23 protein-coding genes are annotated in these 20,534 nt (G+C 69.9%); 15 read left to right on the forward strand and 8 right to left on the reverse strand.

Annotated features, from left to right (window positions below; translation table 11 throughout):
- Positions 1 to 95: 95 nt before the first annotated feature.
- The 11 genes from ABZ635_RS03480 to ABZ635_RS03530 all read left to right on the forward strand — a co-directional run bounded on the left by ABZ635_RS03480 (position 96) and on the right by ABZ635_RS03530 (position 8,507).
- Positions 96 to 326, forward strand: coding sequence for a hypothetical protein (locus ABZ635_RS03480; RefSeq protein WP_357758226.1), 231 nt, complete (start codon positions 96 to 98; stop codon positions 324 to 326).
- Between the two features lie 105 nt (positions 327 to 431).
- Positions 432 to 1,259 (forward strand): F0F1 ATP synthase subunit A, encoded by an 828-nt coding sequence (atpB, locus tag ABZ635_RS03485; protein ID WP_357758385.1) that lies wholly within the window; start codon positions 432 to 434, stop codon positions 1,257 to 1,259.
- A 126-nt stretch (positions 1,260 to 1,385) separates the two neighbouring features.
- A complete protein-coding gene (atpE, locus tag ABZ635_RS03490; protein WP_357758228.1) occupies positions 1,386 to 1,607 on the forward strand; it encodes an ATP synthase F0 subunit C in 222 nt (73 codons plus the stop codon).
- A gap of 53 nt (positions 1,608 to 1,660) precedes the next feature.
- Complete coding sequence (atpF, locus tag ABZ635_RS03495) at positions 1,661 to 2,206, forward strand: F0F1 ATP synthase subunit B (RefSeq protein ID WP_357758230.1); 546 nt, start codon at positions 1,661 to 1,663, stop codon at positions 2,204 to 2,206.
- Complete coding sequence (locus tag ABZ635_RS03500; protein ID WP_357758233.1) at positions 2,206 to 3,024, forward strand: F0F1 ATP synthase subunit delta; 819 nt, start codon at positions 2,206 to 2,208, stop codon at positions 3,022 to 3,024. Before atpF ends, ABZ635_RS03500 begins: the two co-directional genes overlap by 1 nt.
- Before the next feature lie 65 nt (positions 3,025 to 3,089).
- Complete coding sequence (gene atpA / locus ABZ635_RS03505; protein ID WP_357758236.1) at positions 3,090 to 4,730, forward strand: F0F1 ATP synthase subunit alpha; 1,641 nt, start codon at positions 3,090 to 3,092, stop codon at positions 4,728 to 4,730.
- 3 nt (positions 4,731 to 4,733) lie between these two features.
- Positions 4,734 to 5,654, forward strand: a complete 921-nt coding sequence (locus ABZ635_RS03510; protein ID WP_357758239.1) for a F0F1 ATP synthase subunit gamma — start codon at positions 4,734 to 4,736, stop codon at positions 5,652 to 5,654.
- A 5-nt stretch (positions 5,655 to 5,659) separates the two neighbouring features.
- Complete coding sequence (gene atpD / locus ABZ635_RS03515; protein WP_357758241.1) at positions 5,660 to 7,105, forward strand: F0F1 ATP synthase subunit beta; 1,446 nt, start codon at positions 5,660 to 5,662, stop codon at positions 7,103 to 7,105.
- Between the two features lie 129 nt (positions 7,106 to 7,234).
- A complete protein-coding gene (locus ABZ635_RS03520; protein WP_357758244.1) occupies positions 7,235 to 7,624 on the forward strand; it encodes a F0F1 ATP synthase subunit epsilon in 390 nt (129 codons plus the stop codon).
- A 22-nt stretch (positions 7,625 to 7,646) separates the two neighbouring features.
- The gene (locus tag ABZ635_RS03525) at positions 7,647 to 8,135 is read left to right on the forward strand and encodes a DUF2550 domain-containing protein (protein ID WP_357758247.1); all 489 of its coding nucleotides are present in this window, start codon (positions 7,647 to 7,649) and stop codon (positions 8,133 to 8,135) included.
- 66 nt (positions 8,136 to 8,201) lie between these two features.
- Positions 8,202 to 8,507: an MTH1187 family thiamine-binding protein gene (locus tag ABZ635_RS03530; protein ID WP_357758250.1), complete on the forward strand. Its 306-nt coding sequence runs from the start codon at positions 8,202 to 8,204 to the stop codon at positions 8,505 to 8,507.
- A gap of 37 nt (positions 8,508 to 8,544) precedes the next feature.
- Here ABZ635_RS03530 and ABZ635_RS03535 read toward each other — a convergent pair whose 3' ends face one another.
- The 8 genes from ABZ635_RS03535 to nucS form a co-directional block, all read right to left on the reverse strand.
- The gene (locus ABZ635_RS03535) at positions 8,545 to 9,141 is read right to left on the reverse strand and encodes a cob(I)yrinic acid a,c-diamide adenosyltransferase (protein WP_357758253.1); all 597 of its coding nucleotides are present in this window, start codon (positions 9,139 to 9,141) and stop codon (positions 8,545 to 8,547) included.
- A gap of 303 nt (positions 9,142 to 9,444) precedes the next feature.
- Positions 9,445 to 10,869 (reverse strand): M20/M25/M40 family metallo-hydrolase, encoded by a 1,425-nt coding sequence (locus ABZ635_RS03540; RefSeq protein ID WP_357758388.1) that lies wholly within the window; start codon positions 10,867 to 10,869, stop codon positions 9,445 to 9,447.
- Positions 10,870 to 11,225: 356 nt separating this feature from the next.
- On the reverse strand, positions 11,226 to 11,894 hold the full coding sequence (locus tag ABZ635_RS03545; protein ID WP_357758256.1) for a DUF1707 domain-containing protein: 669 nt from the start codon (positions 11,892 to 11,894) through the stop codon (positions 11,226 to 11,228).
- 81 nt (positions 11,895 to 11,975) lie between these two features.
- Positions 11,976 to 12,611: a response regulator transcription factor gene (locus tag ABZ635_RS03550; RefSeq protein WP_357758259.1), complete on the reverse strand. Its 636-nt coding sequence runs from the start codon at positions 12,609 to 12,611 to the stop codon at positions 11,976 to 11,978.
- A gap of 25 nt (positions 12,612 to 12,636) precedes the next feature.
- Positions 12,637 to 13,947, reverse strand: coding sequence for a sensor histidine kinase (locus ABZ635_RS03555; RefSeq protein WP_357758262.1), 1,311 nt, complete (start codon positions 13,945 to 13,947; stop codon positions 12,637 to 12,639).
- Positions 13,944 to 14,798: an ABC transporter permease gene (locus ABZ635_RS03560; RefSeq protein ID WP_357758265.1), complete on the reverse strand. Its 855-nt coding sequence runs from the start codon at positions 14,796 to 14,798 to the stop codon at positions 13,944 to 13,946. Before ABZ635_RS03560 ends, ABZ635_RS03555 begins: the two co-directional genes overlap by 4 nt.
- Positions 14,795 to 15,661 (reverse strand): ABC transporter ATP-binding protein, encoded by an 867-nt coding sequence (locus tag ABZ635_RS03565; RefSeq protein ID WP_357758268.1) that lies wholly within the window; start codon positions 15,659 to 15,661, stop codon positions 14,795 to 14,797. The genes ABZ635_RS03560 and ABZ635_RS03565 overlap by 4 nt, the downstream gene beginning before the upstream one ends.
- Before the next feature lie 93 nt (positions 15,662 to 15,754).
- Positions 15,755 to 16,432, reverse strand: coding sequence for an endonuclease NucS (gene nucS / locus ABZ635_RS03570; RefSeq protein ID WP_357758271.1), 678 nt, complete (start codon positions 16,430 to 16,432; stop codon positions 15,755 to 15,757).
- A 94-nt stretch (positions 16,433 to 16,526) separates the two neighbouring features.
- On the opposite strand from nucS, the gene ABZ635_RS03575 reads away from it, so the two are divergent.
- The 4 genes from ABZ635_RS03575 (at position 16,527) to ABZ635_RS03590 (ending at position 20,195) form a co-directional block, all read left to right on the forward strand.
- On the forward strand, positions 16,527 to 17,756 hold the full coding sequence (locus ABZ635_RS03575; RefSeq protein ID WP_357758274.1) for an MFS transporter: 1,230 nt from the start codon (positions 16,527 to 16,529) through the stop codon (positions 17,754 to 17,756).
- A 56-nt stretch (positions 17,757 to 17,812) separates the two neighbouring features.
- Positions 17,813 to 19,021: a 3-hydroxybutyryl-CoA dehydrogenase gene (locus ABZ635_RS03580; protein WP_357758277.1), complete on the forward strand. Its 1,209-nt coding sequence runs from the start codon at positions 17,813 to 17,815 to the stop codon at positions 19,019 to 19,021.
- Between the two features lie 92 nt (positions 19,022 to 19,113).
- Positions 19,114 to 19,443 (forward strand): ATP/GTP-binding protein, encoded by a 330-nt coding sequence (locus ABZ635_RS03585; RefSeq protein WP_357758280.1) that lies wholly within the window; start codon positions 19,114 to 19,116, stop codon positions 19,441 to 19,443.
- A 17-nt stretch (positions 19,444 to 19,460) separates the two neighbouring features.
- Complete coding sequence (locus ABZ635_RS03590; RefSeq protein ID WP_357758283.1) at positions 19,461 to 20,195, forward strand: alpha/beta hydrolase; 735 nt, start codon at positions 19,461 to 19,463, stop codon at positions 20,193 to 20,195.
- The last annotated feature ends 339 nt before the right edge of the window (positions 20,196 to 20,534 follow it).

The following is a 20,534-nucleotide window of genomic DNA, read 5'->3' on the forward strand; positions in this document are numbered from 1 at the left end:
CGCCGCGAGCCGTCGAAACGGGCGTAATACCCTGTTCCACGGCGGGCGGACGGCCACGGTCCAGTCAAGCCCCACATGCTATATTCCGGAGCGAGATGAGCAGCGAACCAGCCAGGAAGAAGGACCCCAGCGCGCCCCCGGCGCCACGCGAGTCCGACGGCTGGGCGCTCTTCTCCACTCTGCTCGCGGGTGTGCTCGTGTGGAGCGCGATCGGCTGGGGAGCGGACAGGCTCCTGGGATTCCAGGCTCTCTTCCTGCCCATCGGGGCCGTTCTCGGCATGGTCGGTGCGATCTATCTGATCGTCGCCAAGACACGCCACCTCTGAGCTCCCCGCAGTTCCGCGTCGCCCATCTCGCGACGACGCTAGCAGTCACAACCATCAACGAGGCTTTCTTGCGTCACGACGAAAGGATTCGCCGTGAGTGCTGACGTGCGCATTCTCGCGGCCGACCCGGGTTGCCATCTCGGCGACAGCGGTTGCGCGTTCGAGGCTCCCACCATCAAGATGTTCTTCCCGGAGCCGTGGGTCGCCAACATCCCCGGCAGCGCGGGCATCGACCTGTACCTGGTTCTGTTGCTCGTCGCGCTCGGCGCGGTCCTGCTCCTGTGGTCGTGGTTCAGCAAGAAGCTGAGCCTCGTCCCCGGCCGCAGGCAGAGCGTCGGCGAAATGCTCATCCTGTTCATCCGGGACAACATCACCCGGCCGACCATGGGTGAGAAGGGTGACAAGTTCATCCCGTTCATGACGGGTGTCTTCACCCTCATCCTGGCGATGAACTTCACCGGACTCATCCCCGGCATGCTCCCGGTCAACAGCAACCTCGCCTTCACGGTGATGTTCGCGCTCACCATCTACGTGATGACGATCGTGATCGGCATCAGGCACCAGGGTGGCTGGGGTTACTTCCGGAACCAGATCTTCCCCCCGGGCATGCCCAAGTGGATCTACGTCCTGGTCACCCCGATCGAGATCCTCTCGGTCTTCCTCATCCGCCCGGTAACGCACGCCCTGCGTCTGTTCGCGACCATGTTCGCGGGCAGCCTGCTGCTGGCCGTGTTCGCCTACGGCGGCTGGTACATGCTCAACCTGACGGCCGAGCCGATGCTCGCCGCGGTCTCCGTGCTCTACTCCGGAGCCGCCCTGATCGGCTACGTCGCCTTCTTCGTCTTCGAGATCGCGATCATGCTGATCCAGGCCTTCGTGTTCACGCTGCTCGCGAGCCTGTACCTCAACCAGTCGCTCGAAGCGGCTCACTAAAAGACCCCCTCCACGTTCCCCCGATCCCGTGATCGGACCAGGGCGCGGAGAGCTTCTGACCCGTCCACACCGGCGAACTGACCAATCGCGGAACGCGACGCCGGACGTCGAGTAAAGGGAAACACCATGGACATCGCTGCGATCACCGGCAACATCAACACCATCGGTTACGGCATCAGCGTCATCGGCGCCGGTATCGGTGTCGGTATCGTCTTCGGTCTCGGCATGCAGGCCATCGCCCGCCAGCCCGAGGCCCGCGGCCCGCTCCAGACCAACATCTACCTCGGCTTCGCCCTCATCGAGGCCCTGGCCATCCTCGGCTTCGTCCTCGCCTTCGCGGCCCCGTAAGTCGGAACCGTCAACCGTTTCCTGATGGCAACTGACGCGAAGGAGGGCTGACCATGCTGTTGGAGTTGGCAGCCGAACCAAACATTCTGCGGATCGACTGGGTGAAGTTCACCTTCGGCGCGATCGCGCTCGCCGTGGTCTACATCTTTGTGGTCCGCAAGTCGGTCCCGAAGGTGATGAAGGTCCTCGATGAGCGTCACGACGCCATCGAGGGCGGCATCGAGCGCGCCAAGCGAGCCGAGGCCGAGGCCGAGGAGATCCGTCAGCAGTACCGCGAGAAGCTCGAAGAGTCGCACCGCGAGTACGCGCAGGAGCTCGAGAAGGCCAAGGAGCAGCGTGCGGCGATCATCGCCGAGGCTCGCGAGGAGGCCCAGGTCGAGGCCCAGCGCATCATCGACGCCGCCAAGGCGCAGATCGAGGCGGACCGGCAGCAGGCCTTCGTCCAGCTGCGCGGCGAGATCGGCACCCTGTCCACGGAGCTCGCGAGCCGCATCGTCGGTGAGACGCTCAGTGACAGCGCCGCTCAGACCCGTGTGGTGGACCGGTTCCTGGAGGAGCTGGACCAGGACGAGAGCGCGAAGCAAGCCGGGGTGCGCTGATGCGTGGTATCAGCCGTAGCTCCCTGGCTGAGGCGATCCGGCGCCTGGACGAGAACGTCCTGGCGTCGGCCAGCGCCGAGCAGGCGGTCTCGCTGGGTGGCGAGCTCTTCGAGGTCGTCGCCCTGATCAGCGGCGAGCACTCGCTCCGCCGCTGGCTGGCGGACCCGGCCAACGACCCCGAGAAGAAGACCGCCCTGATCGGTCAGATCCTCGAGGGCAAGGTCTCGCCGTCCACGGTCATCGTGGTCAGCGACGTGGTCTCCCAGCCGTGGTCCACCGGGCGCGACATGCTGGACGCCCTGGAGCGGACGGCGGTCTACGCGACCGTCGCCTCCGTCAAGGGCACCCGCCTGGACGAGCTCGAGGACGAGCTGTTCCGCTTCCAGCGGATCGTCGTCGCCGAGCCGGAACTGCGTTCGGCCCTCACCCGTGAGGGCGTGGCCGACGAGCACCTGCGCGCGCTGGTCGAGAACCTGCTCTCGGGCAAGGTGAGCTCCGCGACGCTGGCCCTGGTCGGCCAGGCGGTCACCCACCCCCGGGGTCGTACCCTGGAGCAGGCCCTCGACAACTTCGGACAACTGGTGGCCGAGCGCGCGCAGCGCTACATCGCCGTGGTCCGTACCGCCCACGCGCTGAGCGAGACCCAGCAGACGCGCCTGCGCACCCTGCTGAGCCGCAAGCACGGCCGCGAGATCCACCTGAACATCGAGGTCGCCCCGGACATCCTGGGTGGACTCTCCATCCAGGTGGGCGACGAGGTCATCGACGGCACGATCGCCGGGCGCATCGCTGAGGTCCAGCGCCGCCTGGCCGGCTGACGCGAAGACAAGCAAGCACGCACGGCGCCGGCCCGGCGCCATTTGAGAGCAAGGACAACGTAGAGATGGCGGAGCTGACGATCCGGCCGGATGAGATCCGGGACGCGCTACAGCGCTTCGTCCAGTCGTACGAGCCTGACGCCACCCGCGCTGAAGAGGTCGGTACCGTCACCTACTCCGGTGACGGCATCGCCCGCGTCGGTGGCCTTCCCTCGGCGATGGCGAACGAGCTGCTGGAGTTCGAGGACGGCACACTGGGCATGGCCCAGAACCTTGAGATCGGCGAGATCGGTGTCGTGGTGCTGGGTGACTTCACCGGCATCGAGGAGGGGCAGAGGGTGCGTCGCACCGGCAAGCTCCTCTCGGTCCCGGTGGGTGACGACTTCCTTGGCCGCGTGGTGGACCCCCTGGGTAACCCCATCGACGGCAAGGGTGAGATCGAGTCGAGCGAGACGCGCGAGCTGGAGCTCCAGGCCGCGACGGTCATGGAGCGCCAGCCGGTCGGCGAGCCGCTGCAGACCGGCATCAAGTCGATCGACACCATGACCCCCGTCGGTCGCGGCCAGCGCCAGCTGGTCATCGGCGACCGGCAGACCGGTAAGACCGCGATCGGTATCGACGCGATCATCAACCAGAAGGCGAACTGGGAGACCGGCGACCCCACGAAGCAGGTGCGCTGCATCTACGTCGCGGTGGGTCAGAAGGGCTCGACCATCGCCAGCGTGCGCGGCGCCCTCGAAGAGGCCGGCGCGATGGAGTACACCACCATCGTGGCCTCCCCGGCGTCCGACCCGGCGGGCTTCAAGTACCTCTCCCCGTACACCGGTTCGGCCCTGGGCCAGCACTGGATGTACGAGGGCAAGCACGTCCTGATCGTCTTCGACGACCTGACGAAGCAGGCCGAGGCCTACCGCGCCGTGTCCCTCCTGCTGCGCCGCCCGCCGGGCCGTGAGGCCTACCCGGGTGACGTCTTCTACCTCCACTCCCGTCTCCTGGAGCGCTGTGCCAAGCTCTCCGACGAGCTGGGCGCCGGTTCGATGACGGCCCTGCCGATCATCGAGACCAAGGCGGGCGACGTCTCGGCGTACATCCCCACCAACGTCATCTCGATCACCGACGGTCAGGTGTTCCTGGACTCGGACCTGTTCAACCAGGGCCAGCGTCCGGCGATCGACGTCGGTGTCTCCGTCTCCCGAGTCGGTGGCGCCGCCCAGACCAAGGCCACCAAGAAGGTCTCCGGCACGCTGCGTCTGGGCCTGGCCCAGTACCGCGAGCTCGAGGCGTTCTCCGCCTTCGGTTCCGACCTGGACGCCGTCTCCAAGCAGCAGCTCGCGCGCGGTGCCCGGATGATGGAGCTCCTGAAGCAGGGGCAGTACTCGCCCTTCTCCATGGAGAAGACGGTCGTCTCGATCTGGATGGGTAACACCGGCCTGATCGACGAGGTTCCGGTCGAGGACGTGCGCCGCTTCGAGGAGGACCTGCTGTCCTTCCTGGACCGCGAGCACAAGGACGTCCTGGACACCATCCGGGACACCGGCAAGTTCGAGGACGACAGCCAGAAGACCCTCCAGGCCGCGATCGAGAAGTTCAAGCAGAGCTTCCAGACCTCCGCCGGTACCCTCCTGGGCACCGAGGCCGAGGCCGAGGCGCTCGCCGAGGAGAAGGTCGGCCAGGAGACCATCAAGGTCGCCAAGGGCGGGAAGTAACCCATGGGTGCACAGCTTCGCGTCTATCGCCGGAGGATTCGCTCGACGAAGTCGATGGCGAAGATCACCCGCGCGATGGAGCTCATCGCCGCCACGCGCATCACCAAGGCGCAGCGCGCGGCCGAGGCTGCCGGACCCTACGCACGGGAGATCACGCGGGCGGTGTCGGCTCTCGCCAGCCGGGTGACGGATCACCCGCTGCTGACCGAGGCCGAGAACCCCACCCGTGCTGCCGTCCTGGTCGTCACCAGCGACAAGGGTCTGGCCGGCGCCTTCTCGAGCAACGTCATCAAGGAGGCCGAGTCCCTCACCCAGCTCCTCAAGGAGCAGGGCAAGGAGGTCCTCACGTACATGGTGGGCCGCAAGGGTGCCGCCTTCTACAAGTTCCGCGGCCGTGAGGTCGAGGAGTCCTGGGAAGGCTTCACCGAGCGGGTGACCTACGCGCACGCCCAGGAGATCGGCTCCACTCTCATGGAGAGGTTCTCCCAGGACACCGCCGAGGGTGGTGTCGACGAGATCCACGTGGTCTCCACGGAGTTCGTGTCGATGCTGACCCAGCGGGCCGGGGCGGTCCGCGCCCTTCCGCTGGAGGTGGAAGAGGTCGAGGCCGAGGAGCTCGAGGAGAGCATCGGTGGCCAGGCGCTGCCGCTCTACGAGTTCGAGCCCTCCGCGGAGGAGGTCCTGGACCAGCTGCTTCCGCAGTACGTGGTCAACCGGATCTACGCGTCCCTCCTGGAGTCGGCCGCCTCCCAGCAGGCGTCCCGTCGGGCGGCCATGAAGGCCGCGACCGACAACGCGGAAGAACTCGTCAAGAACCTGACCAGCCTGGCCAACCAGGCTCGTCAGGCCGAGATCACCAATGAGATCAGTGAGATTGTCGGCGGTGCCGATGCGCTCTCTGGGTCCAGCGCGGGAAGTGAGTAACAGAAGTGACTGCGACAGTTGAAGGTACGGCCGGCGCTGGCACCGCCACCGGCCGCATCGCCCGGGTCACCGGCCCGGTCGTCGACGTGGAGTTCCCCGTCGGCTCCCTGCCCGGCATCTACAACGCCCTGCACACCGATGTGAGCATCGGTGGCAAGGAGAAGGTCGTCACCCTGGAGGTCGCCCAGCACCTGGGTGACAACCTGGTCCGCGCGATCTCCCTCGCCCCGCAGGACGGCATGGTCCGTGGCGCCGAGGTGCGCGACACCGGCGCGCCCATCAGCGTGCCCGTCGGCGACGTCGTCAAGGGCCACGTGTTCAACACCCTGGGCGAGTCCATGGACGTGCCCACGGCCGAGCTCGGCGTGACCGAGCGCTGGCCGATCCACCGCAAGGCCCCCTCGTTCGACCAGCTCGAGTCCAAGACCGAGATGATGGTCACGGGCATCAAGGTGATCGACCTCCTCACCCCGTACGTGCGCGGTGGGAAGATCGGCCTCTTCGGTGGCGCGGGTGTGGGCAAGACGGTGCTCATCCAGGAGATGATCACCCGTATCGCCCGTAACTTCGGTGGTGTGTCCGTGTTCGCCGGTGTCGGTGAGCGCACCCGTGAGGGTACGGACCTCTTCCTGGAGATGGACGAGATGGGCGTCCTCCCGGACACCGCGCTCGTCTTCGGCCAGATGGACGAGCCCCCGGGCACCCGTCTGCGCGTGGCGCTCTCGGCTCTGACGATGGCGGAGTACTTCCGTGACGTCCAGAACCAGGACGTGCTGCTCTTCATCGACAACATCTTCCGTTTCACCCAGGCGGGTATGGAGGTCTCCACGCTGCTGGGCCGTATGCCCTCGGCCGTGGGTTACCAGCCCAACCTGGCGGACGAGATGGGTCAGCTCCAGGAGCGGATCACCTCGACGCGCGGTCACTCGATCACCTCGATGCAGGCGATCTACGTCCCCGCGGACGACTACACCGACCCGGCGCCGGCGACCACCTTCGCCCACCTGGACGCGACGACCGAGCTCTCCCGCCCGATCTCGCAGAAGGGCATCTACCCGGCGGTCGACCCGCTGGCCTCCACCTCCCGCATCCTGGACCCGCAGTACGTGGGCGAGGAGCACTACCAGGTGGCCCAGCGCGTCAAGGAGATCCTCCAGCGCAACAACGACCTCCAGGACCAGATCGCCATCCTCGGTATGGACGAGCTGTCCGAAGAGGACAAGATCATCGTGAACCGGGCCCGTCGCCTGGAGCGCTTCCTGTCGCAGAACATGTTCGTGGCGGAGAAGTTCACCGGCACCCCGGGTGTGTTCGTGCCGCTTGAGGAGACCATCGCGTCCTTCAAGGGTCTGTGTGACGGCGAGTACGACCACCTTCCCGAGCAGGCCTTCCTCGACGTCGGCAACATCGACATGGTCGTGGAGAAGGCGAAGAAGCTGCAGGAAGGCTAGTACTGCGCGTCAGTGTCCCCCCGCCTTCGTGGCGGAGGGCGACGGGCGGGGCTAGACCCGAGGCGGGGCCGAGTATCGATGCGAACTCGGCCCCGCCGAACCCACCCGCTAGCCGAGGAGTTTGTGGCAGTGTCGAAGAAGCTTTTCGTCGAGATCGTCTCTCCGGACCGCGAGGTCTGGGCGGGCGAGGGCGACATGGTCATCGCGAAGACCGTCGAGGGCGAGATCGGCGTCCAGCCCGGGCACGTCCCGGTGCTGTCGCTTCTGGCCGAGGACGCGGTCGTTCGCGTTCTGGGCGCGCGTGAGACCGGTGAGATCCGGGCCGCCGCGCACGGTGGGTTCGTCTCGGTTTCGGGTGAGGGCCGTATCTCGATCCTCGCCGAGACCGCCGAGCTCGCCGAGGACATCGATGTGGACCGTGCGCGCCAGGCGCTGAAGGACGCGGGCGAGTCGGGTGACAACCTGGCCGCCGCCCGTGCCCGCAGCCGTCTGCGCGCTGCTGGCGAGGAAGTCGCCTAGCGAAGCCGGGAGGCGACGAGACGTGGGTGTGGCACCGCTTCAGGGAACACCGTGGTTGGAGTCCTTGGGGTGGGCGGCCCTCGCCGTCGTCCTGGTGGTCGCGCTGGTGCTCGGCACCGGCTGGATGCGACGGTTCGTGCTGCTGCGCAGCGGCGGGGCCGTCGAGTGTTACCTGCGCGCGCGCGGGGAGAAGGGGCGCCGGGGTTCCTGGCGGATCGGCTTCGGCCGGTACGGCTCGGGCGACCTCGGGTGGTTCCCCGTCCTCTCCCTCAGACCGCGGCCGACAGTGCGACTGTCGCGCCGCGGTCTCGTCGTTGTGGGGCGTCGTGCCCCCGGAGAGGGCGACGTGCCGCTGCCCGCCGACGTGACGGTCCTGGAGATCGGTTGGGCGGGTCCGGACGGCGGCGACCCGAGCGAGGCGACCCTGGAGGTCGCGATGGGGGAGAGCGCGCTCACCGGATTCCTGTCGTGGATCGAGTCGATGCCGCCCGGGACGCAGTGGCAGGCCTGACGCCACGCCCCTCCCGGTGTCGCCTCGTGGTTCACAGGGGCGGTGCCCGTGTGTTTGCATGGGCCCATGAGTACCATCGTGGCTTTCTCAGTGTCCCCGCTCGGTGAGGGCGAGTCCGTCGCCCCGGCCGTGGCCCGTGCGGTCAGGGTCGTGCGCGAGAGCGGGTTGCCCAACGAGACCTCGGCCATGTTCACCTCCGTGGAGGGGGAGTGGGACGAGGTCATGGACGTCGTCAAGCGCGCTGTCGCGGCGGCCGGCGAGGGGGCCGGGCGGGTGAGCCTGACCCTGAAGGCGGACATCCGCGAGGGTGTGACCGACGGCCTGCACAGCAAGGTGGAGGCCGTCGAGCGCGAACTCGGCGACCCCGCCTGAACTCGGTGCGCTCGTCGGCGGGCGCCGGGGCCGGTCCCTAGCGTTCGCCGCCGGGCTTCCACAGGACCTCGTCGCCGTCCCCGGCGACGTGGCGGCCCAGGATGAACAACAGGTCCGAGAGACGGTTCAGGTACCGCGCGGTGAGCGGGTTGACGCTGTCACCGTGTTCGTCGATGGCGGCCCACACGGAGCGCTCGGCGCGCCGCACGACGATGCGTGCGGTGTGGACCAGTGCGACGGTGGGGGAGCCGCCGGGCAGGATGAAGCTCCGCAGGGTCGGCAGGTCCGCGTTGTAGGTGTCGCAGGCCTTCTCCAGCCGGGTGACGTACTCCGGGAGCACGCGCAGGGGCGGGTACTCGGGGTCGGGCACGATCGGGGTGGCCAGGTCCGCTCCGAGGTCGAAGAGCTCGTTCTGGACGCGCATCAGCAGGGTGCGCACGTCGTCGGGGAGCTCTCCCAGGGCCAGGGCCACGCCGATGGCGGCGTTGGCCTCCTCGGTGTCGGCGTAGCCGACCAGGCGGGTGTCGTTCTTGGAGGTCCTGCTCATGTCGCCGAGGGCCGTCGTGCCGGTGTCGCCGGTACGCGTGTAGATCTTCGACAGTACGACCGGTGTGTCCGTGTCCCTTGTGCTCATGGCCCTCAGCCTAGGGGAGGGCTGTGCGGCACGCGGGGTCGAGGCAGCCGGGCACGGCAGGGTCACGGAGGATAACTGTTCAGTCTCGGGGGGTGAAGGTGACCTGGCTCACTGATACCTTGAGGCACGAGGGAGCTACTCACCGTAGTTTCCGGCGATGTCCGCGCGCGGACATCCGGGCGGGACTGAGGGGGGTCGCCCGGACCGCCGCGCGAGGGGGAGGCATCGCGAGGGGCGGGCGGCGTGGAACCGGGGGGTTCACGCCGCCCGCCCTCACCGACGTCACCGACGGGACTCAGGGCCCTAGCGGACCCAGGCGTCGCCCACGCGGGGCAGGTCGACGGTCACCGCGGACATCGACAGCACACCGTTGACCGGCAGGGTGCTCTCCGCGAAGAACTCCACACCGTGCGCCCCCGCGGCCGACAGCTCGGCCACCGAGTCCCAGTTGATGTTCTCCAGGGTGTCGTCGGCCGTGTGGTAGTACGGGTCGAACGTGTCGCCCGCGGTGCCTCCGTACCATTCGGCCTGCTCCGGCGACTTCACGCCGTCCGCGCCGCTGAACAGCCCGCCGGAGGGCACGCCCGCCTGCATGAACGCGAGGTAGTCGCTGCGGCCGCTGAGCACGCCCGGCTCACTGACCTGGCCCTGCTCCTCGAAGTAGTCCTCGAAGACCTTGGCGATCGCGCCCGAGCCGGAGGGGGCCCCGCCGGACTCCGGCAGCTCCATCCGGCCGTCGAGCACGAACCGGCCGTAGTTGTGCGACCCGATCATGTCGAAGTTCAGGTACAGCGCGACGTCGTCGAGCTCCTGCTCGTCCAGGCCCGCCACGTACTCGTTGGAGCCGACCAGGCCGGACTCCTCGGTGCCCCAGAACGCGAAGCGCACCTGGTTGTTCGGGTCGGGCTGCTCGGCCAACCGGATGGCGGTCTCCAGCAGGAAGGCCACCCCGCTGCCGTTGTCGTTGACGGCCGGCCCCTCCTCGACACCGTCCAGGTGCGCGCCCACGACCACCACGTTGTCGTCACGGCCGCCGGAGGTCTCGGCGAGCACGCTGAAGGACCGCTCCTGTGAGACCTCGGAGTCGACCGCGACCCGGAGTTCCAGGTCGGGGATCGACAGCAGGTCGGCCCCGGCCAGGCCGGACACGCCGACGGCGGGGATGGCGGACTGCTCGCCCACGGTGCCGAGGAAGACCTCGTCCTCGTTGTTGACCACCAGTGCGGCCGAGGCCCCCGCTTCGGCGGAGTTGGTCACCTTCTCCTCGAACGAGCAGCTGCCGCGCACGGTGATGGCGACGGCGCCCTCCGGGAAGTCGGCGAAGTCGTCCGCCGAGCAGCCGCTGGCCGCGCTGTCGGGGGCGACCGCGACGGCCGGGGCGGTGACGTCACCCGGGCCGGAGTAGCTCATGGTGACGAAGTCCTGGTCGAGCTCGTACGGGTGGTGCTTCGGCGCCGTCTGCGCCAGTACGGCGGGCGAGTTCTCGCGCCAGGCCTCGTACTCGTACTCGTGGCGGTAGGGCTGGTACCCGGCCCGCTTCAGCTGGTCCTCGACGTACAGCGCGGCCACGTCGTAGCCCGGGGTGCCGCTGGCGCGGTTACCGCCGTTGTAGCGGGCGATGGTGTCGAGGTTGTTCAGGTGCGCCTCGATCGCCTCGGTGGTCACGAGGTCGGGGAGCGCGGCCTGGTCGGCGTGGGCCGGTGTGCCCGCCAGGGCCCCCGCGGTCATCACGAGGGCGGCCAGTCCGGCGGTGGCGGCGGTGCGCCGCCCGGGGGAGGAGGGCGCGGACGCTCTGCCGCGCGGCTTCCCGGGGGTGGTCGGATGCACGGATTTCCTCCGGTTCACGGGGGTCCATCGTGCCGCGGGGTGGGGGATGGACGCCTGGGGTGGACGAGGTACCGAAGAAGCCTCGCAGGAGGTTCCGGTCACGGCAAGACATGGCGCGGGACATTGCCACAATCAGCCACAGACCTTACGAGCGGGTGTGCCCTGTGGTTGGATGGACGGTCCGCGACGTCCGGACCGTCCTGGACGCACGGCGGCCCGGACAGAGGCCGGGGGCGGAGGGCGCGGGTGCGCCGCGGTCAGTTCTCGTCCTCCTGGTGCTTGCGCGCCCGGTAGCTGACTCCGACCCCGCCCATGAGGGCGATGCCCCGGATGTGCACGATCGGGGCGTCGGGCTCCACCACGCTGGGTGTGTCGCCCTCGACCCCGAACCCGCCTATGATCGGCAGCCCGTGCATGCGCACCTGGATGTCGTCGGGCACGATGATGCCGACACCGCCCATGACCGTGCCGATCCACAAGGTGGTCTCCCGGTGTGTGAACCGGGCCTCGCGCAGGTCGAGTTGGACCCCTCCTATGGCCGCGACGGTCACGAAACGGCGCGGGACCACCCAGTTGCCCGAGCGGTCCGCGCCGCCCAGCAGGGCGATCGCGCTGTGGCTGGTGGCGGGCTGGTCGACGACTCGCGTCGCGCCGTACACCGGGCGCGGTGAGCGAAAGTCCGACGGTGCGGGGAGCCGGGCCGAGGCGCCGGTGGCCGGCAGGTCCTCGGTGAGGGGGACGAGTTCTCCGACGGTCTTGGCGCGGTACACCGCGTCCAGCCGGTCGCTGTGTTCGTCGGGGTCCAGACGGCCCTCCGCGAGGGCCTCCCGGAGCAGGTGCGCGACGGCGTCGCGGTCGGCGTCGGAGGCGCGCATACGACCGTCGCCGTCCTCGCGGGGGGTGAGTTGGCTCATCTCTTTTACCATATGCCGATTCTGTCCGACACGGAGTCCCCGCGTATCGGGGGAGGTCCCGGAGACGACCCTGAGATCGGGGCCGTGATGGACCTACCGCTCGGGAAGCAGACCCCTGCGCATCGCCTGGGAGACCGCCGAGGTGCGGTCGCCCACGCCCAGCTTCTCGTAGACCCGCATCAGGTGGGTCTTCACCGTCGTGGCGCTGATGTGCAGGGCCCGGCCGATGGCGGCGTTGGTGAGCCCGTCCGACGCGAGCCGCAGCACCTCCACCTCGCGCGGGGAGAGCGCGGGCCCCTCCGGCTCGCTCCGCTGCCGCACCCCGGTGAGCAGCTTGCCCGCCAGGCGGCCGCTGAGTACCGTCTCGCCCCGGGCCGCCGAGCGCACGGCCTCGGCCAGCTCGGAGCGCGGGGTGTCCTTGAGCAGGTAGCCGGTGGCGCCCGCCTCGACCGCGCGCAGGATGTCGGTGTCGGTGTCGTAGGTGGTGAGCACCAGGACGTGTACGCCCGGGTGATCGGCGCGGATGCGCTCGGTCGCCTCGGCCCCGTCGCCGCCGGGCATGCGCAGGTCCATCAGGACCACGTCGGGGAGCAGGGTCGCGACCCGGGCCACCGCCTCCGGACCCGAGCCGGCGTCTCCGACGATGTCCAGGTCGTGCTCGGCGCTGAGCATGCCGCGGATACCCTCGCGGACCACGGGGTGGTCGTCGACCAGCAGGACACGGATCATGGGGCGTCTTCCTCTCCGGGACGGTTCACTCGTCCGCGTCGTCGTGCGGGATGAACAGGCGGACGGTGGTGCCCCCGCCCGGGGAGCTCTCCATGTCCAGCAGCCCGCCCACCGACGCGGCCCGGTGGCGCATGTTGGCCAGTCCGTTGCCGTGGGCGGGCCGCGCGGGGTCGAAGCCGAGCCCGTCGTCGGCCACGGTCAGGCGCACGCCGACGTCGGTGTAGGCGAGGACGACCCTGGCGTTGCGGGCTCCGGCGTGCTTGCGGACATTGGCCAGCGCCTCCTGGGCGGTGCGCAGCAGACAGATCTGGAGGTCGTTGGGGAGGTCCTCCGGTACCCCGGTCACCTCGGCGTCCACGCTGATGCCCAGTTCGCGGCCGAGCCGCTCACCGATCCGCCGGACGGAGGAGTCCAGGCCCTCGTCGTCCAGCCGGAACGACTGCCGGGCGGCCACCATGGCACGGGTCTCCGCCAGGTTCTCCGCCGCCGTCTCCCGCATGAGCGCCAGGTGACGGCGGGCGGTCACCGGGTCGCTGTCCAGCTCCGACTCCACCGCCTGGGTCAGGGTGATGATGCTGGTGAACCCCTGGGCGAGCGTGTCGTGCATCTCGCGGGCCAGGTGTTCGCGCTCGGCCAGCGCTCCGGCCTCCTCGGACAGCAGGGCCACCTCCTCGCGGCTGCGCCGCAGCGCCTCGATGAGCTGGTAGCGTTCCGCGCTCTGCACCACGATCCGTTCGACCCAGGTTCCGAACCACAGGGCGTAGCCCAGGACGGCTCCGTTGACGAGCAGGTGCACGCCGACCGACGGCCAGTCCTGCTCGCCGACCAGGCCGCCCCACAGCGTGGGCACGACCAGGATCACACCCACCGTGGACACGGCCAGCACGCTGCCGACGGTCATGAAGCAGACCGGGGCGATCGCGATCAGCGCGAACACGAGAACCGGGTTGAGGATGACGGCGGGCACCGTGGGCAGCAGGAACAGGGCCATCAGGACGAGCGCCCGGGTGGTGTCGAGGAAGCCCTTCTCCGGGCTGATCAACGGCCGGGCGCCGAACAGGTACACGGCCACCACCGCGCACATCAACGCGGCGGTGAGCCAGCGCCACTCCTCGGGGCCGGTGACCAGCGCCAGCGCGACCATCGCCGCCATGGCGACCGAGAAGGCCACGTGCCACCGGGAGCCCATGCTCCACGCGTGCCGCTCGTCCCGTTCGGGGGAGGCCGTCGACGTCGTCGGACCGCCGGGGTCGCCGGGATCGGCGGGGCGGCCGGGGTCGGCGGCCCCAGGCGCCGTCGAGTCCGGCCCCGGGGCCCGGTCCGTCGTCATGGTCATCCGTCCTTGCGGGTCTTCCAGCGGAACGTCACGAGGGTCAGCACCAAGCCCACCACACACCAGCCGCCCAGGACCAGGGCCACCATGGGCAGGTCCCACGCCCCGGTCGCCTCCATGACGGCCATCTCGTCGGGGAAGAACGCGGCCCGCATGCCCTGCGCCATCCACAGCAGGGGGAAGAGGGAGGCGCCGGCCAGAATCCAGTCCGGCATGAAGTGCACCGGGACGAAGATCCCGGAGGTGAACTGGAGCAGCAGGAACGGGACGACGACCACCGCTGACGCGGTCTGCGCGGTGCGGGCCAGCGAGCTCATCGCGATACCCAGTAGCGAGCAGCCGACCGTCCCCAGCACGAACACCCAGGCGATGGTGGACCACGCTGCCAGGGTGGAGGGCATGGTCCCGCCGAAGAACAGTCCCGCCACACCGAGCAGGAGCGCCACCTGGCCCACCGCGAGGAAGAGCACGAGGATCGTCTTGCCGACGAAGTAGGCGCTGGGCGGCATGGGCGTGCCCCGCAGTCGGCGCAGCGTTCCGTGGTCGCGTTCGACGGCGATCGCGATGCCCAGGGTCTGGAAGCTCACCGACATCAGACCCATCGCGATGAGCCCCGGCAGGTAGTAGTCGACCGCCGCCATCTCCATGTCGAACATGCCGTCGAAGATCGACGCGAACATGGTGAGGATGAGCGCGGGAAGCGTGAACGTGAAGACCAGGCTCTCCCACTCCCGGGAGAAGGTGCGGATCTCCAGCCACCCCCGCGACAGGCCCACGCGCAGGGCGCCCGGCGGGCGCCGCGAAGACTCGCCGGGAGAGGGAGCGGTCGTCGTTCCCAGGGTGTCGGTGCTCATGCGGTGACCTCCTCGGCGGCCTGGTCGTCCCTGATCATGTCGAGGTAGACGTCCTCCAGCGTGGGACGGTGCACGCTCAGCTCGGGGACCTCCCCGGAGAAGCGCGCGGCCAGCTCCGACACCAGGCGGGTGGGCGCTGTGGTGCGCTTCTCGCGGCGGTGCCCGTCCTCCAGCCAGGAGACGGTGGCCTGGGCGGTGGCGCGGCCGCCCAACCGGGCGGGGGCGTCCAGGGCGCGGACGCGGCCGCCCGCGATCACGCACACCCGGTCGGCCAGGAACTCGGCCTCCTCCAGGTAGTGCGTGGTGAGCACGATGGTGGTGCCCTGCCGGGCCAGGTCGAGGATGAGGTCCCAGAACTCGCGGCGCGCCCGGGGGTCGAACCCGGTGGTGGGCTCGTCGAGGAAGAGCAGCTCAGGACGGCCCACGATGCCCAGCGCGACGTCGAGACGGCGGCGTTGGCCCCCCGAAAGCGAGTCCGGCAGGGCCCTCGCCTTCTCCGCGAGACCGACCCTCTCCAGGAGTTCGTCGGCGCCCACGGCGCTGGGGTAGTAGCCCGCGAAGTGCCGGACGACCTCGCGCACCGGCAGCTTGGGGATCATGGTCTCCTTCTGCCACACGATCCCGATCCGCGAGCGCCAGGACCGGCCCGCACGGCCCGGGTCCTCGCCGAGCACGCGGACGGAGCCTCCGCCACGGGCGCGGAAGCCCTCCAGGATCTCCACCGTCGTGGTCTTGCCCGCGCCGTTCGGCCCGAGCAGGGAGAAGACCTCCCCTCGGGGCACGCTCAGGTCGATCCCCGCGACGGCGTGGTTGTCGCCGTACCGTTTGGTGAGGCCCTCGACCTCGATGACTGTTCCGCTCATGCCCCCAGCCTCGCGCGGACGCGGCGCGCGGGGTGTCCGCCGGAGGGACCGTCCGCTGTCCTCCGAACGGAGGACAGCGGACGGTCCGAGGCGTCAGAACAGTCGGAGGGTGTCGGGCTCGATGCCGCGCAGCTCGTCGTAGTCGAGGACCACGCAGGAGATGCCCCGGTCCTCGGCCAGCACCTTGGCCTGGGGCTTGATCTCCTGGGCGGCGAACACACCGGTCACCGGAGCCAGGGACGGGTCCCGGTTGAGGAGTTCGAGGTAGCGGGTCAGCTGCTCCACGCCGTCGATGTCCCCACGCCGCTTGAGCTCCACCGCGACGGTGTTGCTCCGCCCGTCGCGGCAGAGGATGTCCACGGGGCCGATGGCGGTGGGGTACTCGCGGCGGATCAGCGTGTAGCCCTCGCCCAGCGTGGTGATGTGCTCGGCGAGCAGTTCCTGGAGGTGGGCCTCCACGCCGTCCTTCTGGAGCCCGGGGTCCTTGCCGAGCTCGTGCGAGGAGTCGTGCAGGACCTCCTCGATGGTCAGCACGAGCTTCTCACCGGACTTGCTGTGCGTGACCGTCCACACGTCGGGACCGTCCTCGACCGGCTCCTCGCGGAGCTTGCACGGAGGGTTCATCCAGTTCAGGGGTTTGAACGCCCGGTCGTCGGCGTGGATGGACACGCTCCCGTCGGCCTTGATGAGGATCAGGCGGGGAGCCATGGGCAGGTGGGCGGTGAGTCGGCCGACGTAGTCGACGCTGCACCGCGCGATGACGAGACGCACGGGACGTCACGTTACCGCCTTCGCCGCGTTCGCGAACCCGCTTCGGGAGCGGAGCGGGAGCGGAGGCGGCGACGGGACTCCCTAGGCTGGCGGGATGCTCGTGCGCAACCGTTGGGTGATCCTGTCCGTCAGCATGGTGGCCCAGGTGGCCAGTGTCTCGGTGATGTTCGGCGTGCCGGTCGTGCTGCCGCAGCTCCGTGAGGCGTTCGGAGTCTCCACCGCCCAGGCCGGGATGCTGGCCGGGCTGCCCTCGTTCGGTCTGTTGCTGACCCTCCTGGTCTGGGGGGTGGTGATCGACCGCGCGGGGGAGCGGGTGACGATGGCGCTGAGCCTGCTCCTCACGGCGGGCGCGCTCGGGCTGTTGTGGACGGTGACGGGCCTGTGGGGCGCGGCCGCGGTCCTGCTGCTGGCCGGAGCGGTCGGCGGTCCGGTCAACGCGGCCAGCGGGCGCCTGGTCATGACCTGGTTCGCGCCCGCCGAACGCGGACTGGCCATGGGCGTCAGGCAGTCCGCGCTGCCCCTGGGCGTGGGCCTGGCGGCTCTGGTGCTGCCCCGGGCGGCGGACGCGTGGGGGTTCGTCGGGGCGATGACGCTTCCGGCCGCACTCGCGCTGGTCGCCGTGCCGCTGGTGCTGTCGATGGCCTCCGCGCCCCCGGGCGGTCCGGCGCGGCGCGACCCGCCGGCGGGACCGGGCGCACCCGTGCCCGACGATGGCGCGATCACCCCCGCCGAACCGGCCCGGGCGGAGTCCCCCTACCGCAGGTGGGACATCTGGCGGGTGCACGGCGCGAGCATGCTCCTGGGGGTCCCGCAGGTCACCCTCATGGTGTACACCGTCATCTACCTGGTCCAGGAACAGGGGTGGAGCCCGCCCGCCGCGGGAGCGGTGGTCGCGGCCGCGCAGATCCCCGGCGCGGTCGGGCGGTTGCTGCTCGGGGCCCGGTCGGACCGGACCGGCGACCGCACCCGCCCGGTCCGGTGGCTGGCGGTGGTCTCCGGGGTGGCGCTCGTCCTGCTGACCGCGCTGCCGAACCTGTGGGCCGAGGCGGCGGTCCCGCTCGTCCTGCTCTGCCTCGTCCTCACCATGTGGCACAACGGTCTCACCTTCCTGTCGGTCGCCGAGATCGCCGGAACAGCCTGGGCGGGTCGGGCGCTGGCCGTGCAGAACTGGCTCCAGTCGGTGAGCACCACCCTCACCCCCGTGTTGATGGCGGCGGTGATCACGTTCGCCGGACTCCCCTCCGTGTTCGCGGTCAGCGCCGTCTTCTCGGCGCTGGCCATCGCCGTGGTGCCGGTCCGGCCAGGTGGCGTTACTCGGCGGTAGTAAAGTTCTGGTCCCCCTGCGCGGACGGGGCACCCCGGAGGTCTAGGGTGGGGCCCATGGTGCAGGAATTTGACAAGGTCGGCGTCGTAGGACTGGGCACGATGGGTGCGGGCATCGCTGAGGTGTTCGCCAGAGCCGGGTTCAACGTCGTCGGGGTCGAGATCGACCAGGCCGCCCTCGACCGCGGCCGCGGCCACGTGGACAGGTCCCTCTCACGCGCGGTGAGCAAGGACAAGATCACCGAGGAGGAGCGCGCGGAGATCGACGCGCGCCTTACCTTCAGTACGTCCCGGGAGGACCTCTCGGACGCCGACTTCGTCGTCGAGGCCGTCCCCGAACGCATGGACGTCAAGCGTGACGTGTTCGGCGACCTCGACCGGATCTGCCCGCCCGGCACGATCCTGGCGACCAACACCTCCTCGCTGTCGGTCACCGAGATCGCCGCGCTCACCGACCGGCCCGAGAAGGTCGTCGGACTGCACTTCTTCAACCCTGCCCCGGTCATGAAGCTGGCCGAGGTCGTCACCACCGTCTCCACCAGCCCCGAGACCGTCGACGTCGTCACCGAGGTCGCCAAGCGCGTCGGCAAGACCCCGGTCGCGGTCGCCGACCGCGCCGGGTTCGTCGCCAACGCCCTGTTGGTGCCCTACATCAACGACGCCGTACGGCTCTACGAGCGGGGAGTCGCCACCCGCGAGGAGATCGACGAGTCCGTCAAGAAGGCCGCCGGCCTGCCCATGGGGCCGCTCACCCTCGCCGACCTCGTCGGTCTGGACGTGTGCCTGGCCGTCATGGACGTCCTGTGGGACGAGTTCCGCGACCCTCGGTACGCCGCCGCCCCGCTCCTGCGCCGCATGGTCGCGGCGGGCCGCCTCGGCCGCAAGGCCGGTGAGGGCTTCTACTCTTCCGGCGACCAGACGCCCGAGCGTCCCCGGACCAACCGCCTCGCCGAGATGGTCCGCGAGGAGGAGACCCTCGACCTCGGCGAGATGCTCCTCGCGCCGCAGATCGACGACGCCATGCGCATGGTCGGCGACGGCTACGCCTCCGCCAAGGACGTCGACACCGCGATGCGGTTCGGCTGCGGCTACCCGAAGGGCCCCACCGAGCTCCTGGAGGAGCGCGGCGCGGAGTCCGTCATCACCACCCTCGTGGCCATGGCGGAGTACGGGCTCACCACCATCGCGGTGCCCGCGCCGCTCCTCATGGACCTGCTGCCCGACGCCGAGGAGGGCCCCTCGCACGGCGGCTGCGCCTGCCACTAGGGGCGACCGCCTCAGGGTCCCCGGTTCCACCGGCCGCCGTCACGCCACGGGTGTGACGGCGGCCACTGCGTGTCCTCTTCTACCCTGGAAGGGTGAGCCCGCGCCGTAACACCCCCCGCCGAAAGACCGCCCGGGGCAAGAGCGACCCCGGAGGTCCCCCGGACGAGGACGCCCTCATGCTGCGCGTCACCGGCGGACAGCGCCGGGAGACCGGCCCCGACGGCGAGTGGGTCACCCGTCGGATCAGCGGGGCGGCCGCGACCAAGGTCTACCGCTGCCCCGGCTGCGCTCAGGAGATCCCGGCCGGGATGCCCCACGTCGTCGCCTGGCGCCCCTACGGTGACGGTGACGACCGGCGGCACTGGCACTCCTCCTGCTGGGACCGGCGCTCGCGACGCTCGCCCCGGGCCCCCAGACACTGAACTCACGAAGAGGACCCATGCAGATCCGCGCCACCACGGTGCTGCCCGCCGCCCGTCGGCCCATCGCCCTGCACACCGCCGACGGTCTGGAGCTGGTCGGCGAACTGGCCCTGCCCCCCGAGGGGCGCAGGCCCGTCGCCACCCTCGTCTGCCTACACCCCCTGCCCACCGCCGAGGGCATGATGGACAGCCACGTCCTGCGCAAGGCGTCCTTCCGGTTGCCCGCCCTGGCCGACGTCGCCGTGCTGCGCTTCAACACACGCGGCACCACCTCCCGCCACGGCACCAGCGAAGGCGTGTTCGGTGAGGGCGAGACCGAACGGCACGACGTGATGGCCGCCATCGAGTTCACCGAGTTCGAGGACCTGCCCGCCCCCTGGCTGCTCGGCTGGTCGTTCGGCACCGAGCTCGCCCTCAAATGGGGGTGCGACCCCCAGGTACGTGGCGCACTGCTGCTGTCCCCGCCCCTGCACCGCGCCGACGAGTCCGACATGCGCGTGTGGGCGGAGTCCGGCAAACCCGTCGTCGCCCTGGTTCCCGAACACGACGACTACCTGCGCCCCGACGAGGCGCGAGCACGCTTCGCCCCCCTCACCCAGGCCGAGATCATCGGAGTCGACGGTGCCAAGCACCTGTGGGTCGGCGAACCCTACGTGCGTCGCGTCCTCGACGAGATCGTCAAGCGCGTCAACCCCGCCGCGTACCCGCTGCCCACCGAATGGGACGGGCCGTGGGAGAAGGACGCTGTGTAGTTTTGGGCGTCTGTGTTTCTTTGGGCCTCCGCTTCGCTTCGGCCCGTGTTCGGGCGCCCGAGTAGCCAGCTGTTCTTCATCCTCGTCGGCGCCTGGCTCGTTCCTCGCTGGCGGCTTGTCTCGTCTTGCAGAACCCTGGCGGCGCCCGAACGACCGCACCCCCCTTGTGGTGGGGGGTGGTGGTTCGGGCTTCCGCTTCGTTTCGGCTCGTGTTCGGGTGCCAGAGTGGCCGGTAGTTCTTCGTCCTCGTCGGCGCCTGGCTCGTTCCTCGCTGGCGGCTTGTCTCGTCTTGCAGAACCCTGGCGGCGCCCGAACGACCGCACCCCCCTTGTGGTGGGG

The organism is Nocardiopsis sp. NPDC007018, assembly GCF_040635075.1.
In the GTDB taxonomy this organism is placed as follows: domain Bacteria; phylum Actinomycetota; class Actinomycetes; order Streptosporangiales; family Streptosporangiaceae; genus Nocardiopsis.